This window comes from Rhodococcus sp. Ni2 (assembly GCF_021352185.1).
Taxonomy (GTDB): domain Bacteria; phylum Actinomycetota; class Actinomycetes; order Mycobacteriales; family Mycobacteriaceae; genus Rhodococcus_F; species Rhodococcus_F qingshengii.
In genome coordinates this window covers 2,529,058-2,546,728 of sequence record NZ_WOXZ01000002.1, presented here as the reverse complement: position 1 = coordinate 2,546,728, position 17,671 = coordinate 2,529,058, and the positions used below count along the sequence as shown (strand labels likewise).

Below are 17,671 nucleotides of genomic sequence, written 5' to 3'. Positions count from 1 at the left end.
GTCAGCCGCGCACGTCTTGGATCTCGATCAGAGCGTCCAACTCTGCGTCGACGTCCGGAGCCGCGTGACGACCCGTTCCGACCGCAAGGTTGATCACGGGTCCGATCGCCTCCAGACCTGCCTCGGTGAACATTTCGGCGTGTGACGTGGGCACCGGACGGTCGATGATCACCCCGGAGACGAACGGTCGCCACGCCGACGCGGTTCGCAGCGGGTCGAAGGTGTCGGCGTGTGCCGAGAAGAACAGCAGATCGCCCACGAACTTGCCCGGGCGGTATCGGTGAGCCAGTTCGGCGCCTGCGGAGTATTCCTCGAACAGTCGCTCGATTCGATCGCTCGAGACCAAGGGGTGATCGCCGATGGCTTCGCGCAAGAGTGCTTCGGCGTCCTCGGGTGTCAGATCACGCTCGCCGGTGTCCGGGACCGAGATCCCCAACCCGCCGATCAGTTCGGCGAGAGAAGGCTGCGCGCCCGCCATCGTCGGGTCTTCGAGAACGAAGCTGTCGAGCAGAATCAGGTCGGCGACGCTCTCACCTGCGGCTTGCAACTGCACCGCCGCCGCGTGAGCGATCAATCCGCCGATCGACCACCCCAGCAGGTGATACGGACCGTGCGGCTGAACTCCGCGAATTTCCTCGACGTACCGCGCCGCGAAGTCCTCGATCAGCTCCGCCCGAAATTCGGAGTCCGTCAGGACCGGCGACTGCAGGCCGTAGAGCGGCCGGCTGGAGTCGACGTAGCGATCGAGCGCTCCGTAGCACCAGGCCAATCCGATGGCCGGATGGATGCAGAACAGTGGCTCGGCGCGGCCTTCCGGACGTAGTGGCAGGACTACCGCAAGTGCGGAGGTATCCGCGTCACTTGTCACAACTGTTGCCTCGAGTTCGAAGAGTCTGCGCGCCAATGCCTCCGGAGTCGGGTCGGAGAATATCCACGCGACGGGGACGGTCATGCTGGTGCGTTCTTTGATGGCAGCGACCAAACGCGTTGCCATGAGTGAGTTGCCGCCGAGTTCGAAGAAACTCGAATCGGCGTACGTGTCTACGTCGGCCAGATCGAGTACCTCTGCGAAAGCAGCGCAGATCGCGATCTCGTCGCTGCCTTCCGGACTGCGTCCACTCGGCGACTCCCAGTTGGGAGCAGGCAGAGCGCTGCGATCGAGCTTGCCCGCCGGTGTGGTCGGGACTGCGCCGATCACGACAACAGCGGACGGGATCATGTGCGCAGGCAGCGATATACCTGCGTGACGGCGTAGCGCGGCGGCGTCGAAGTCCGCATGTGCCGGGACGACGTACGCGACGATCCGAGCGTCGACGCCCTCCCCGACGACGACGCTGACAGCCGAATGCACGGACGCTTCCGCTGCCAGCACCGCGTCGATTTCTCCGAGTTCGATTCGGAACCCTCGGATCTTGACCTGGTGGTCTGCGCGTCCGAGGTAGATCAGTGCCCCTGAGCGATCTTCGCGCACAAGATCCCCGGTGCGGTACATCCGAGCGCCTTCGGGTCCATGCGGGTCGGCGACGAAGCGCGCGGCTGTGAGTGCGGGGTTGCCGAGGTACCCGCGGGCGAGACCGTCGCCGCTGACGTAGAGCTCACCGACGACCTGGCCGGGAACCGAGTGCAGTCGGGAATCGAGAATCATCGCGTCCACGCCGCGGATCGGGCCGCCGATCGTCACGGGCTCCCCCGCGACCAGCGAATCACTGATGGTGACTGCGACGGTGGCCTCGGTCGGGCCGTACGCGTTGAACATTCGGCGCCCCGGTGCCCACCGAGATACGAGGTCGGCGGAACAGGCGTCGCCGCCGACGACGACGGCTTCGAGATGGTCGAGCCCGGCGGGATCGACAGTCGCCAAGGCGGCTGGAGTCACGAAAGCATGGGTGATCGTCTGCTCGTCGAGCAGTTCGTGCAATTCGACACCGCCGAGAACTGTCGGCGGCGCTATCACCATCGTTGCGCCGGCGCCGAAAGCCAGAAGGAGCTCGAGAACCGACGCGTCGAAGCTCGTCGAGGCGAAGCTCAGAGCGCGAGAGTGCGCGGTGACGCCGAAACGCTCCCGCTGTTCGTCGGCAAACGCTGCCAGTCCCGCGTGAGTGACCAACACGCCCTTGGGTTTTCCTGTCGAGCCCGAGGTGTAGATCAAGTAGGCCGGGTTGTCGAACTCGAGTGGCGCGTCCGGCAGTGTCTCGGAATGGACTGCCTCGATTTCGGTGGTGAATTCGATCGCATCCAACTCGATCCACGATGTGACGCCCGGAAGGTCGGCCGCATACTCGCCCCTGGTGATACCGAGTACCGCTCCACTGTCGGTGAGCATGTGCTCGATCCGCTCGGCGGGGTACGCCGGATCCACGGGAAGAAACACTCCGCCGGCTTTCGCTACGGCCCAGAGCGCGATCACATAGTCGGCCGACCTCGGAAGCGCCAGTGCCACAATCATTTCCGGCGCTATTCCGCGAGCGATCAACGCAAACGCCATAGCGTCGGAGCGTCGGTCGAGTTCGCCGTACGTGAGCGTGACGGATGTGGCGACGTCGACGATTGCCGGAGCGTGCGGATCGGCAGCGCCGCGAAGCAGCAACTCCGGCAAGGTCAAAGCATCGCCGGCCGGACGTCCGGGCAACGCACGCAGGCGACGTCCCGCAAGATCCACGTCACCGACGACGGCGGAGGGCTGGGCAGTCAGTGTCTCGACGATCGTTTCCAGCATCACTGCAAACGACTCCGCTGTATCGGTGTCGAAGAGATCCTTCGCGTAGGTGAGGGAGGCCTCGTAGCCGCCGCCTTCCTCCGTGGTCTGTTCGACAACGGTGAACTGCAGGTCGTACTTGGCGATGTCCGGTGTGATCTCGTGGGCACGAACGGCAAGTCCAGGCAGGTCCCACGTCGTCGGGTGGGCGCCGTGGAACGAGATCATCGTCTGGAACACCGGATGACGGTCGGTGCTCCGGGTCGGCGCCACCACGTCCACGACCTGCTCGAACGGAATGTCCGCGTGGGCGAAGGCGTCGAGATCGACGGAGCGGACAGTACGCAGAACGTCGACGAACGTCGACCCGGGGTCGACCGTCGTGCGCAGTCCCACCGTGCCCACGAACATTCCCACGAGGTCGTCGAGAACTCGGTGTCCTCGCCCGGCGACCGGAGATCCGATCACGATGTCGGTGCTTCGACTCAGCCTGGACAGCAGGACGGCATAGGCAGCGTGCAGCACCATGAACGGCGTCGCCGCATTGGCTCCGGCAACCGCCTCGACCGCGATCCGGGTGTGCGCCGGAAGCGAGACCGCGGTGTGGGCACCGCTCAACGACTGGGTGAGCGGACGCGCTCGATCGCTCGGAAGGTCGATCAATTCAGGTGCGCCCCGCAACGTCTCCCGCCAGTACGACGCCTGTGCCCCGAGCACGCTCTCGGATTCGTTCACCGAGCCCAGCGCTTCCCGCTGCCAGATGGCGAAGTCCGCGTAGTGCACTTCGAGCGGGGTGAACTCGGGAGCGTGTCCCGAACTTCTCGCGACGTAGGCGGTGAGCACGTCCTTCATCAACGGCGCGATCGACCATCCGTCCGCCGCGATGTGGTGGATCACGATGACAAGTGTGTGGTGCTGCGGCGTCGATTCGAGCAGGAGCGCGCGAACGGGAGCTTGGGTCGTGATGTCGAATCCACGCGACGCGAATTCTCTGGCGAGCTCTGCCGGTTCACGGGTGTCCGCATTTCCGTACTCGAGCGAGGTGAATGCATCCTGGATCACCTGGTGTGGACCGGAGTCGGAGTCGGGGAACACCGTGCGCAGGATTTCGTGCCTTTCGATCACGTCGAGGACCGCAGCTTCGAGGGCCGGCACGTCGAGTGCACCGTCGAGGGAGATCGCAGCAGGGACGTTGTACGCGGGTGAGCCGGGATCCATCTGGTTGAGGAACCAGATGCGTGCTTGCGCGTAGGACAGCGGAATTCGCTCGGGGCGGTCTACGGCGGTGATCGGTGGAAGCGCCTTCGCCCCGGCGGATGTGTCGAGCGCAGTGGCAAGTTCCCGAATTTCGGGGTGCTCGAACAGCATTCGGACAGGCACCTGCCTGCCCAACGACTCGCCGAGTCGCTGGGCCAGTCTGGTGGCGAGCAGTGAGTTGCCACCGAGTTCGAAGAAACTGTCCGACGCACTGATCTGTTCGATACCCAGCAGTTCCGCCACGACGCCGGCAACCTGGAGTTCGGTCGCGGTCGTCAGCGGCTCGACACTTCGCTCGGACGAACGCAGTGTCGGCGCCGGCAATGCCGATCGGTCGAGCTTCCCGACGGGGGTCAGCGGTACGTGATCGATCGGGGTGATCGCCGACGGCACCATGAAGGCGGGCAGTGAGCGGCGCGCATGGCTCAGCAACTCGTCCATCTCGACCGCATCGGCACCGAGCACTACGTACGACGCCAACATCGTCTCACCGGAAGCTGCGTCGACGCCCACGGTGACCGCGAACTCGACGCCGGGGTAAGTGCTGAGGACGGAGTCGATCTCGCCCAGTTCGATGCGGAATCCGCGCACTTTCACCTGGTGATCGGAGCGTCCGACGTATTCGATCGTCTCGAGCGGCGTCCACCGAACCAAGTCACCGGTCCGGTACATGCGGGTGCCGGCCGGGCCGAACGGCGCTGCCACGAATCGCGTCGCCGTCAAGGCGGGTTGGTCGAGGTAGCCGCGGGCAAGTCCCAGGCCGGCGATGTAGAGCTCACCGGTGACCCCGACGGGTACCGGCTGAGCCGAGCCGTCGAGAATTACCGCGGACACGCCGCGGACGGGCCCGCCGATGGTCACGGTCTCCCCCACGCTCAAGGCATCACTGATGCAGACCATGACGGTGGTTTCCGTCGGCCCGTAGCCGTTGAACAATCGGCGACCCGGTGCCCACTTACGGACCAGTTCGGGTGGGCATGCCTCGCCACCGACAACGATCGACTGCAAGACGTCCAGCCCGGTGGGATCGACCGAGGCCAGCGCTGCCGGTGTGATGAACGCGTGGGTCACCTGGTGATCGGTGACCAATTCGGCTAGGTCCTGGCCGCCGTAGACGTCGGGAGAGGCGATCACCATCGTCGCGCCTTCACCGACTGCGAGCAGCAGTTCGAGGATGGATGCGTCGAAGCTCGGTGAGGAGAAGTGCAGCGTCCGCGACTGCGCCGAGATGCCGTAACGCGCCGTCTGCTCGGCCGCCAACGCGCTCAGGCCACGATGAGTGACGCTGACGCCCTTGGGCTTTCCCGTCGATCCGGAGGTGTAGATGATGTAGGCGAGGTTGTCGATTCGGATCGGCGCGGCCGGAACCGGCTGCCCGACACCGTCGCCGTGGATGTCGTCCATTGTCATCCACGGAACCGGGCGGGGCAGTGATTCGATTACCGCTTCCGTCGTCACTCCGCGAGTGGCTCCGGAGTCGGTGAGCATGTGCAGAATGCGATCGGCGGGGTATCGCGGATCGACCGGAACAAACGCGGCGCCGGTCAAGGAAACGCCCCACAAGGCGACGATCGAGTCGATCGAGCGCGGAATCGCGATCGCCACAATGTCTTCGGCACCGATCCCTTCCGTGGTCAGACGGCGGGCAAGCGCCGATGCACGGGCGAAGAGATCTCGGTAGAGCACGGTGGTGTCACCGGATCGAAGGGCCACCGAATCGCCTGAACGGGTGGCGGTCCGCGTCAATATTTCGGCCAAGGTGCGCGAACTGGTCCACGCCGGACCTCGTACCGGCATCAGCGACGCCCGCTCGAGGGTGCTGAGGAAATCTAGGTCGTCGATCGCGGCGTCCGGATCTGCGGCGACGGCGCGGGCCACCGACTGCACACGCGCGGCGATCGTTTCCGCGGTGGCAATGTCGAAGAGCGCCTCGGCGAACCTGAGCGACCCGGTGATCTCGGTCTTCTCGGAATCGCCTGCCAGCAGGGTGAACTCGAGGTCGAACTTCGCGACGGACGGTTCGAGTGCTTGCGCTTCGAGATGCGCGTCGTGGACCGTGACCTGCGGCGAGACCACATTCTGGTGGTACGACAGCATGACCTGAAACAGGGGGTGTCGCGTAGTGGACCGGTCGAGATCGAGGGCGTCGACCAGCACCTCGAAGGGCAGCTCGGGGTGCGCGAAGGCGGCAAGGTCGCGTTCACGGACGACCTCGAGCAGGGAGGTGAACGGCGCTCGGTGATCGACCGGCGTGCGAAGCGGTACCGAATTGACGAACATCCCGATCAGGGAATCCAGCTCGGGTCGCCCGCGGCCTGCCACCGGGGTGCCGACCACCACGTCGTCGGTTGCACCGAGACGCGCGAGAACAACCGCCAGGATCGCGTGTACGACCATGAACTGCGTCGAGCCACTGCGCCTCGCCAAGGCGGCGAGACGCTCCCCGGTCGCCGCGTCGATGACGATCGGCACCGATCCGACGGCGGTCGTGGAGACAGATCCGCGTGGGCGATCGACCGGTAGCAGTACCTCGTCCGGGGCACCAGCCATGGCAGTGGTCCAGAAGGTCAGTTCGCGGGCAACCAGAGACTCCTGGTCGCCGACCTGTCCGAGCGAGTCTTGCTGCCACACCGCGTAGTCGGCGTACTGCACGTCGAGCGGTGTGAAAACCGGGGCGTCTCCGACGACGCGTGCGGAGTACGCCGCGACGAAATCTGCCGCAAAGGGAGTCAGGGACCAGCCGTCGAAGGCGATGTGATGGATGACGACGACCAGTACGTGAGCGAAAGTGTCCTCGCGCACACGCATGGCCCGAATCGGCAGATCCGAACCGAGATCGAACCCACGCGCCGCGAACTCCGTCGTCGCGGATTCGATACCTTCGGATCCGCGGTAGCGCTCGACGGAGAACTGCACGTCGGAAATTGCTCGGATGACCTGACTCGGGCCGTCGGCGCTGTCGACGTAGATCGTTCGAAGCACCTCATGGCGTGCAATGACGTCCGCAAGCGCCTCCTCGAGTGCATCGCCGTGGATGTCTCCGGTGATGCGGATCGCGAACGGAATGTTGTAGACCGCGGACTGCGGGTCGAAGCGATTGACGAACCACAGCCGCTGTTGCGCAGCGGAGAGCGGTAGGCGGTCCGGGCGAGCACCGGCGCTCAGGGCAGGTCGATCGTCTGATTCTTCGGCGCTCGCCGCCAGACGTGCAGCGAGCGCTTCGACGGTCGGCGCTTCGAAGATCGAGCGAACGTCCACCGTGAGTCCCGTCGCTGCGCTCAACCGCGCGGACACCTGCGTCGCGACGAGCGAGTTGCCCCCGAGATCGAAGAAGCTGTCTCCGGCCCGGACCTCGGGCACGTCGAGCAGTGAAGCGAACACGTCGGCAACGGTTCGTTCGAGTCCGGCCTCGGGTTCACGGCCCGTTCCGAGGATTTCGCGCGGTATCGGCGTCGGCAACGCTCTGCGATCGAGTTTGCCGACCGGAGTCAACGGAATGGCGTCGATCGGGGTGATCGACGACGGAATCATGTACCGCGGCAGCGTGTCGGCGAGTCCCACGAACAGCGACTCGATATCAGCGTCGCCGCTGAGCAACACGTACGACGCCAGAGTGGTACCCGCGGCGGATTCGACGGGAATCGTCGTGGCGAACTGGACGAGAGGGGAATCCATCAGAGCAGCGTCGATCTCGCCGAGTTCGATGCGGAACCCGCGGATCTTGAGCTGATGATCGCTGCGGCCCACGTAGCGAAGGGTCAGGTCCTTGGTCCAGCGGACCAGGTCACCGGTTCGGTACATCCGGGCACCGGGCGTCGAGTACGGATGCGCGACAAACCGATCCGACGTCAGCGCGGGACGAAGGTGGTAACCACGTGCAAGGCCCGGCCCACCGATGTACAGCTCGCCGACGCCGCCGATCGGGACCGGTTGCAGCCGAGAGTCGAGCACCACGGCGTCGATTCCGCGGATGGGACCGCCGATGGTGATCGGATCCCCCGGTGAGAGTGGGTCACTGATGGCAACCATGACAGTGGTTTCGGTCGGACCGTATCCGTTGTGCAGTCTGCGCCCGTTGCCCCAGCTCGAGACCAATTCCGGCGTGCACACGTCGCCGCCGACGACTACGCATTCCAGTGCCGTCACGCCCGCCGGATCGACGGTCGCCAGCGCAGCCGGAGTGATGAAGGCATGAGTGACCTCGCGGCTTCGGAGGAACTCGCTCAACGCCTCCCCTCCGTAGATGTCGGGAGGGGCGATCACCATCGTCGCGCCGGTCGAACCGGCGAGCAGTAGCTCGAGTACGGCGCCGTCGAAGCTCGGTGACGCAAAATGCAGAGTTCGCGACCCGGCGGTGATCCGGTACCGATCCTGTTGTTCGCGAGCAAGATTGGCCAAACCCGCGTGAGTGACGACGGTGCCCTTCGGCACTCCGGTCGAGCCGGACGTGTAGATGACGTACGCGGCCGACGCCGCAGTGGTCGACGCTGTTCTGTCAGCGTCGTCGATGGCAGAGTCGGAGTAGGCGGCACATTCTGCAACCGTGTCCGCGTCGCCGAGGTCGATCCAGACTGCGACGTTCCCACCGGCTGCCGGACCGGCCGCAACCTCGGCGGACCGAATTCCGATCCGCACACCCGAATCCGCGAGCATGTGCGCAACTCGATCTGCGGGATAACGGGGATCGACCGGGACGAAAACGCCACCGGCTTTGGTGACCGACCAGACTGCGAGCACGGAGTCGACCGATCGGGCAACTGCCAGTGCGACCGGTGTCTCGGGGCCGACGCCCAGGTCCATGAGGTATCGAGCGATCCGATTCGATCGACGCTCCAGCTCCCCGTACGAGAGTGAGCGCTCGGAGTCTTCGAGGGCGATCGCGTCGGGATACGTCCTCGCGGTGTCTCCGAGGATCTGCGCCAGCGTCGATTCGCCCACCGAAGCCACGCCGCGCCGCGGCAATATCGCGGCACTCTCCCGGGATCCGAGTACACGAAGGTCACCAACCGGTGCAGTCGGTTCCGACACTGCCGATTCCACGAGGGTTACGAAGTTTCGCGCCAAGGCTTCGACGGTCGCGTTGTCGAACAGGTCGGTGGAATAGGTGAACGTGGCATCGATTCCTGCTGCGGCCCCGGCCTCGTGACGTTCGGTGACGGTGAGCTCGAGGTCGAACTTGGTCAGCCCCGTCTCGACTGCCCGCGCCGTCATCGACACCCCTGCCAGTTCGGCTGTGTGGGTGGTGGCTATCCGCGAGGTGATGGCCGCTTGAAAGACCGGGTGGTGTGCGGGCGAGCGGTCCAGTTCGAGCGCGTCCACGACGACGTCGAAAGGCACGTCCGCATTGTCGAAGGCATCCACGTCGACGGCCCTGACCTGTGACAGGTATGCGGCGAACGTTGCGTCCCGATCGACGACGGTCCGCAGGGCAAGAGTGTTGACGAACATGCCGACGAGCAGATCGAGAGATCTGTCCCCTCGTCCGGCCACCGGTGTTCCGATGACGATGTCGTCCGTGCCGCTGTACCTGGCCAGAAGCAGGGCGAAGCACGCGTGCAGGGCGATGAACGGCGTGGCGTCGTGATCGGCGGCAAGTACAACGAGCTTCTGATGCGTGGAAGCGCCGATTCTGATGTCGACTCCGGCTCCGCGCATGGTCGGGTCGAGTGCGCGCGGACGGTCCGTCGGCAGGTGGAGCTGCTCGGGCGCTCCCGCCAGCTGCTGCTTCCAGAACGCGATCTGTGAGTGGGCAAGTGAATCGGTGGATGACGCGTCGCCGAGGTGTTCTCGGTGCCAGAGCGTGTAGTCGGCGTACTGCACCGGAAGGGGTGCCCACTGCGGGCTGTTGCCGCCGACGCGGGCGGCGTAGGCGCCGGTGAGATCAGCAGCCAACGGCGCGAGCGACCAACCGTCGGCCACCATGTGGTGCAGAACCACTACGAGGACAGCTTCCTCGTCATCGCCTTCCTTCTCGGCGGCGACAGTGATCAGCAGGTAGCGCACCGGACGTTCGCGGACCAGATCGAAACCGGCCGAAGAGAATTCGAAGATCACTCTCTCGAGGCTTCCGCGTTCCACGTCGATCGACTCGAGCCCTGCGATCCCCTCGCCCAGGCCCAGAACCTTCTGCGTCGCGTTGTCCCCGATCTGAGGAAACACGGTGCGTAGTGACTCGTGACGTGTCACGACGTCCACGATCGCGGCACTGAGTGCGTCGGGATCGACGGCGCCGCGCAACGACACCGCCAGTGGAATGTTGTACGCACCTGATTCCGGTGCCACGCGGTTCAGGAACCACAGTCGCTGCTGCGCGGGAGCGAGAGGCAGTACAGCCGGCCGGGCCACGACCTGAATACCGTCGGCGTCCGGGGTCTGTGCCGCACGCTCGATCGTCGCCGCGATCCCAGACACCGTGGGATGGTCGAAGAGTGCACGCAGCGGCATTTTAACCCCGGTGGCTTCGGTCAAGCGCGCTACCGCCGTCGTCGCTACCAGCGAGTTTCCGCCCAGATGGAAGAAATTATCGTCGAGTCCGAGCGGTCCACTACCCAGGATGTCAGCCAGAACCGCCGCAACCTTGCCCTCGGTCGGGGTCGTCGGGGGTCGGAAGACCTTGGTGGAGGCCAGGATAGGCGACGGCAGCGCACGCCGGTCCAGTTTTCCGTTGGTGGTCAACGGAATCGAATCGAGGACCATGAAGGCATCGGGAACCATGTAGGTCGGGAGGGCTTCGGCGGCGTGAGCTCGGAGGGCGTCGGCGTCCACGACGTCGGAAGCGGTCACATAGGTCACGAGAGCGCCGCCCGCCGGCGTCGGAGCCACAACCGTCACGGCATCGTCGATTCCCGGCGCGCTGAGGATGACGGAGTCGATTTCGCCGAGTTCGATCCGGAATCCGCGGATCTTGACCTGCGCGTCGCCGCGTCCGAGGTACTCGAGTTGTCCGGGCGCAATCCATCGTGCGCGGTCGCCGGACCGGTACAACCGTCGTCCGCCGGCATTGAAAGGATCGGCAACGAACCGGCCCGCGGTGAGGTCTGGACGGCCCAGATAGCCACGGGCGAGTTGACCGCCCGCGACATAGATCTCCCCCGCGATCCCCACCGGGACCGGGGAGAGATGCTCGTCGAGCAGGTACACACGAAGTCCGTCGATCGCGTCACCGATCCGGCTGCCGGTCAGCGCACTCGCGCTCGCCCGGTCGAGTTCGAGATGGGTGACGTGCACCGTCGTCTCGGTGATGCCGTACATGTTGACGAGTGCAGGCGCGGATTCCGTGTGACTTTCGTACCCCGGGTGATTGTCGTACCAGCGCCCGAGTCGACGCAGGTCCAAGGCTTCGCCACCGAAGATCACGTACCGGAGCCGGGTCTCCGAATCGGCCCGAAGGTCGGCTTCGATGTACTGGTAGAAGGCCGAGGGCGTCTGATTGAGCACGGTGACGCCTTCTGCGGCGACCAGCGCCCGGAAGGCGTCAGGGTCGCGTGATACCTCGTGATCGACCAGGACCAGCGTTCCGCCGTGGAGCAGCGCGCCCCACAGTTCCCAGACCGAGAAGTCGAAGGCGAACGAGTGGAACATCGTCCACACGTCGTTGCCGTCGAATCCGAATTCGACGTGCGTGTTCTCGAACAATCGCACCACGGTGGCGTGGGTGACGGAGACACCTTTGGGTCGGCCCGTCGACCCCGAGGTGTAGATCACGTACGCCAGATTGTCGGCTCCGTGTCCGCGCGGGCGCTCATCGGTTTCCAGACTCTCACCGGAGTATTCGTCGGATTCGACGCCGACGACCACCACGTCAGAGTTCGGGAAGGCGGAGTTCGGGAAAGTGGAATCGGAGATGACGCACACCGGTTGCGCATCCTCGACCACGTATGCCAAACGCTCGGCGGGGTGTGCACGATCGAGTGGGAGGTATCCGCCGCCGGCCTTCACTACCGCGACAGCGGCAACGATCATGTCCACGGATTTCGGCAGCATGATTCCGACCAACGACTCGGATTGCACGCCATGATCGACGAGCTTGCGCGCCAACTGATTCGATCGTCGATCGAGTTCGCGGTACGACACGCGCTCGCTGCCCGCGACCACGGCGATCGCTTCCGGGGTCGCCCGAATGCGGTCGGAAAGGATCTCGGAGAGCGTTCGGACCGGGGTAATCGGCAGAACGGGCGGCACCAGCGCCTGGCGCGCCTCCGGGCGCAGTAGATCCACTGAGCCGAGCGCCGAGTGCGGAGTACCGACCATCGCGGTCAAGATTCGTAGATAACGGTCGGCGAGGTCCTCGGCTTGCTCTTTCGTGCCGAGCCAATCCAGAACACCGGAGATCGGCTGATCGAAATCGGCATGCTCACCAGTCGGAATCGCCAGGGAGACAAACAGTTCCGGCACGGTGGCCAGATCCGATCCGATAGGCGCACCGACCATGAGCCCCGGAAATCTCGGGTGAGCATCCAGCGGCTCCTCGAAACAGACCATCGCCCGGAACAACGGGCCCGTCTCGACCCAGCGGCCGTCACCGAGTGCGGCGGTCACCGAAGACAGAAGAATGTCTGCGTGTTCGAGAGCTTCGATTGCGACGGTGTCCACCGCACCGACCAGGTCGGTGAGCGTCATGGTGTTCGACACCGTCGAGCGAAGCACCAACTGGTTGGCGAACATCGAGACGAAATCGTCCGGATTGGAGGCGCCGTACCCTCGGACCGAGACGCCGATCGACACCTCGTCGGCCGAACCGACGCGGCGCAGCAGTCCGGCCATCGCAGACTGAAACAGCACGAACAGACTCGTGTTCATCGTCGTCGCCATCGTCTCGAGGCTCCGGCAGAGGCCTGCCTCGATCTCGAGGGGCGTGGACGTTCGACCGGATCCGGCGACGACCGGCAAACCCAGTTCCTCGGCGGGGTTCGACAAGGTCGCAGACCAGTACTCGACGTTGCGGGCGTGTTGGACTTCGGCGATCCATTTACCCGCGGCGTCGGGGTCGATATCCATCAATCGAGTTCCCGATTCCGCAGCGCAGAACAAGTCGAGGAACTCGAGGAAACGCCGGTGGTGACGCGAGATGTCCTCGTTGGTGTACAGGTCTGGATTCGCGGCGAAGTCGATCTGGATCTCTTCGGCTGCGGAAGTCTGATAGACGTTGACGGAGAGGTCTTCGATCGGCCCGGTCGAGATCACGTTCAGTTCGCCGTGCGCGTCCCCGAGAGTGATTCCGGAATGGAACAGCATGAGGTTGATCAACGGCCCGTGGAAGCCTCGTCCGTCGGCGATGCTGTGATCACCGGCGTTGAGGTCGCGTCGTAGGTCCTCGTGGCGGTATTTCTGATGACGCAGTGCGCCGGTGAGTTCGATCTTCACCTCGTGCAGCAAGTCCCCGACCGCGAAATGCGGATCGACGCTCGCACGTATCGGGACGACGTTCGACATCATTCCGCCGGACCTGCGAGCAGCTTTTGTCGTCCGCCCCGAGACCGGCAGGCTGAGGACCACGTCGCGGGTCCCGGTGGCCCGGGCGAGGTAAGCCGCCAGAGCACCGATCACCACTGACGACGTCGTCACATCGTGGGCGGCGGCCAGCCGTTCGAGGGAGCTCCGCAGTTCCGTAGGTACCGTCGCCGACCGTAGGCGAGACCATGCCTGCGACGGAGCAGTCGAGGACGCGAGCGAGGTTCCGCCCGGTTTGTCGGCCATCTTGGTGTTCCAGTAGTCGCGATCGCGCTCCCACCGCGTGGAGCCCAGATAGTCGGCCTCTGCCTTCACCAACGATTGGAGGGGGGCAGTTACCGCTGGGGGAACTGGTAGATCGCGCACCGCGGCGGTGTAGATCTCGGCTGTGCGGTTCATCATCGACATCGCGCCGAAACCGTCGAGCGCTACGTGATGAATACGGCTGTACCAGTAGTAATGGTCGTCGCGCAGCACCAGGACTGCCAGCCTGACCAGACGATCGGTGAACGGATCGATGGCGGTGGTGTGCTCTCTGCGCATCCATTCCTGCGCTGCAGATTCCGGATCCGATTCGGCGCGAAGATCGACCACGTCGAGGGAGTCGTCCATGTCGAGATCGAGCCACTGACGCGCAACCCCGTCCACCTCGACCAGGCGCAGATATCCGGAGCCGATCTCACGGCCGGTCTGTTTGCTGGCAGCGGTCAGCAGCTCGATGTCGAGTGGGCCGTCCACGTCCACGTACTGAGCGATGCTGACGGGAATCTCGGGTCGAAGCTGTTGTGCGACAAGCAGGGAAAGTTGCGCGGCAGAAAGAGGGAAGGTGAGTTCGTCGTCCGGACGAGCTGCGGAAACGATTCCTCGGTCGGGACTGCCATCCACACGAATCTCCCTCTTACAACTTGATCATGATGCAAACAGGTTTATGCGTCTGCTGGACGCTTCGAACTGATCGGGGCACTTCGAAAATGAGACGAATACTTTGGAAAGCTCGGGTGGAAACTGGCAAATCGCCCGCCGGAGATCACATCGTGACAAGCAGCTGCGATGTTACCGATCAGTCAGCTTCCAGCAAATATTCATCAAACAACCATTTGGGACTATTGTCCTGAATATCATGGCTAAAACGGCCCTATATAACAAACCGAAGCGCCGGTACCCGACGAACGGGCACCGACGCTCCGGTGAAATGTATTCAGTTGATCGTGCCGAGGTTGCTTGTCAGACCGTGAAGCCGAGTGCGCGAAGTTGCTCGCGTCCGTCTTCGGTGATCTTGTCCGGTCCCCACGGCGGCAACCACACCCAGTTGATCTTCATGTCGGTACACAGATCGCTACGCACAAGTGCGCCGCGTGCCTGGTCCTCGATCACGTCGGTCAACGGGCATGCCGCCGACGTCAAAGTCATGTCGATCGTGACGACACCGTCGTCTTCGAAGAGTCCGTAGACCAAGCCGAGATCGACGACGTTGATTCCCAGTTCGGGATCGACGACGTCGCGCATCGCTTCTTCGAGTTCGTCGAGTCGCTCAGGCGACGGGACAGTGCCACTGCCCTGTGCGCCACCGAATTCCGCAGTGGAATCGGGATTCGGATTCACCGGAGCGCCGACCTCGGCGTCCTGCAATGGTTGTGTCTCGGTCATGATCCCTGTCCTTCAGTCGTGTCGACCAATTCACTGCTGCTGTCCGCCGTCGTCACAGCACTGCCGTCGACAATCTGGACTACAGCATCCTTGAATGCCATCCATCCGAGCAAGGCGCACTTCACGCGTGCCGGGTACTTCGAGACACCGACGAACGCGATGCCGTCGCCGAGAACGTCCTCGTCCCCCTCGACGGTGCCCCGACTGCTCACCATCTCGTTGAACGCCGTCACCGTCTTCAGTGCGTCGGTGACCTGCATCCCGATGACGAGGTCGTTGAGCACCGACGTCGACGCCTGGCTGATCGAACAACCCTGACCGTCGTACGAGACGTCGGAGACCGTTCCGTCCTCGGATATCTGGACGCGCAACGTCACCTCGTCGCCACACGTCGGGTTGACGTGGTGCACCTCGGCGCCGAACGGCTCACGGAGTCCGCGGCCGTGCGGATGTTTGTAGTGATCGAGGATCACTTCCTGATACATCTGCTCCATGCGCATGATTCAGTTCAACTCCCCTGCGACACCGAAAAATTCCTGCGCACGCTTGATCGCGGCAACGAGAACATCGATTTCCGCGGTGGTGTTGTAGAGCGCAAACGACGCACGGGCCGTCGCAGCGACACCGAACTTACGATGCAGCGGCCACGCACAATGGTGTCCGACGCGAATCGCGACGCCCTCGTCGTCGAGGATCTGTCCGAGGTCGTGGGCGTGAATACCGTCCACGACAAAGGAAATCGCTCCGCCGCGGTTCTCGGACGTCTGCGGTCCGATGATGCGCAGACCTTCGATCGCCGACAACTTTTCGAGAGCAGCCTCCACCAACACGTGCTCGTGCGCGGCGACTGCGTCCATCCCGAAGGTGTTCAGGTAATCCACGGCAGCGCCCAACCCGACCACCTGTGAGGTCATCGGTACGCCGGCTTCGAAACGCTGAGGCGGTGGCGCGTAAGTGCTGACCTCCATGGTGACCGTCTCGATCATCGAGCCACCGGTGATGAACGGAGGCATCGCTGCCAGCAGTTCACGACGGCCGTAGAGAACTCCGACCCCCGAAGGGCCGAGCATCTTGTGACCGGAGAACGCCGCGTAGTCCACTCCCAGTTCGTGGAAGTCGACCGCCATGTGAGGCACCGACTGGCACGCGTCGAGCACGACGAGCGCACCGACGGCGCGTGCTCGTCGCACCAATTCCTCGACGGGCGCGATCGCGCCGGTCACGTTGGACTGGTGGGTGAACGAAACGACCTTCACCGCGTCCGTCAGCTCCAGCGAATCAAGATCGATCCGGCCGTCGTCGGTGACGCCGTACCACTTGAGCGTCGCACCGGTTCGGCGCGCAAGTTCCTGCCAGGGAACGAGGTTGGCGTGGTGTTCGAGTTCGGTGATGACGATTTCGTCGCCAGGACCGACATGGCGGTCGAAGCGATCGTCACCGAGAACGTAGGTCACCAGATTGAGAGCCTCGGTGGCGTTCTTGGTGAACACCAACTCGTCCGAATCCGCACCCACGAAGGAAGCGATGGTGGCGCGAGCATTCTCGTACGCGTCAGTCGCCTCTTCTGCGAGCTGATGAGCACCCCGGTGTACTGCCGCGTTACACGTGGTCAGGAAGTCCCGTTCGGCATCGAGAACCTGGACCGGACGCTGTGAGGTAGCGCCGGAATCCAAGTACACCAAAGGTTTTCCGTCGCGCACGGTTCGCGCCAGGATCGGGAAGTCGGCCCGAACCGCTGTGACGTCGAGCTCGCGCACCGAGGTGGTCATCGTGATTACGCTCCCTGGGTAGCTGCGGTGTCCGCGGTGAAACGAACGTAGCCGTTGGTCTCGAGCTCGTCGGCCAGCTCCGGTCCACCGGACTCGACGATGCGGCCACCGACGAACACGTGAACGAAGTCGGGGTTGATGTAGCGCAGAATGCGCGTGTAGTGCGTGATCAGCAGAACGCCGCCGTTCTCGCGCTCCTTGTAGCGGTTGACGCCTTCCGAGACGGTGCGCAGAGCGTCGACGTCGAGGCCGGAGTCGGTCTCGTCGAGGATCGCGATCTTCGGCTTGAGCATGCCCAACTGCAGGATCTCGTGGCGCTTCTTCTCGCCACCGGAGAAACCTTCGTTGACCGAGCGCTCGATGAACGAGGGATCGATCTCGAGCTCGCTGAGGGCTTCCTTGACTTCCTTGACCCAGTGGCGCAGCTTGGGAGCCTCGCCTCGCACGGCCGTAGCGGCGGTGCGCAGGAAGTTGGACATGGAAACGCCGGGAACCTCGACGGGGTACTGCATGGCCAGGAAGAGCCCGGCACGCGCACGCTCGTCGACGCTCATTGCGAGGACGTCTTCACCGTTGAGGGTGATGGAGCCGGACGTGACCTGGTACTTGGGGTGACCGGCGATGGCGTACGACAGAGTCGACTTGCCGGAGCCGTTGGGGCCCATGATCGCGTGGGTCTCCCCCGAGCGGACCGTGAGGTCGACGCCCTTGAGGATCTGGATGGGCTCGGCGTTGGCATCGGAGTTGGCGACCTCGACGTGCAGGTCACGAACCTCGAGGACCGAAGTGGTGGTGTTGTCACTGGTAGACATGAAATTCCTTCAAGATGAGGCGGGCGAGCGTAGCGACGGGG

The 17,671-nt window shown here is 64.1% G+C and carries 5 protein-coding genes; all 5 read right to left on the bottom strand.

The genetic code is table 11. The annotated features are described in order from the left end of the window. Position 1: 1 nt before the first annotated feature. Entirely contained in the window at positions 2-14,287 is a 14,286-nt protein-coding gene (locus GN300_RS29920) for a non-ribosomal peptide synthetase (RefSeq protein ID WP_063316409.1), read from the bottom strand. A gap of 339 nt (positions 14,288-14,626) precedes the next feature. Beyond that, a complete protein-coding gene (locus tag GN300_RS25445; protein ID WP_063316410.1) occupies positions 14,627-15,049 on the bottom strand; it encodes a metal-sulfur cluster assembly factor in 423 nt (140 codons plus the stop codon). Next, positions 15,046-15,549, bottom strand: a complete 504-nt coding sequence (sufU, locus tag GN300_RS25440) for a Fe-S cluster assembly sulfur transfer protein SufU (protein ID WP_003944894.1) — start codon at positions 15,547-15,549, stop codon at positions 15,046-15,048. Before sufU ends, GN300_RS25445 begins: the two co-directional genes overlap by 4 nt. A 3-nt stretch (positions 15,550-15,552) precedes the next feature. Beyond that, positions 15,553-16,818 carry a cysteine desulfurase gene (locus tag GN300_RS25435; protein WP_003944865.1) on the bottom strand — a complete coding sequence of 422 codons (1,266 nt, stop codon included), beginning with the start codon at positions 16,816-16,818 and terminating at the stop codon, positions 15,553-15,555. Between the two features lie 5 nt (positions 16,819-16,823). Beyond that, complete coding sequence (sufC, locus tag GN300_RS25430) at positions 16,824-17,630, bottom strand: Fe-S cluster assembly ATPase SufC (RefSeq protein ID WP_003944795.1); 807 nt, start codon at positions 17,628-17,630, stop codon at positions 16,824-16,826. Positions 17,631-17,671: the final 41 nt, after the last annotated feature.

Coding starts and splice junctions, on each gene's coding strand:
- GN300_RS25435 (WP_003944865.1), bottom strand. CDS start 16,818: ATGACCACCTCGGTGCGCGAGCTCGACGTCACAGCGGTTCGGGCCGAC.
- sufC (WP_003944795.1), bottom strand. CDS start 17,630: ATGTCTACCAGTGACAACACCACCACTTCGGTCCTCGAGGTTCGTGAC.
- sufU (WP_003944894.1), bottom strand. CDS start 15,549: ATGCGCATGGAGCAGATGTATCAGGAAGTGATCCTCGATCACTACAAA.
- GN300_RS25445 (WP_063316410.1), bottom strand. CDS start 15,049: ATGACCGAGACACAACCATTGCAGGACGCCGAGGTCGGCGCTCCGGTG.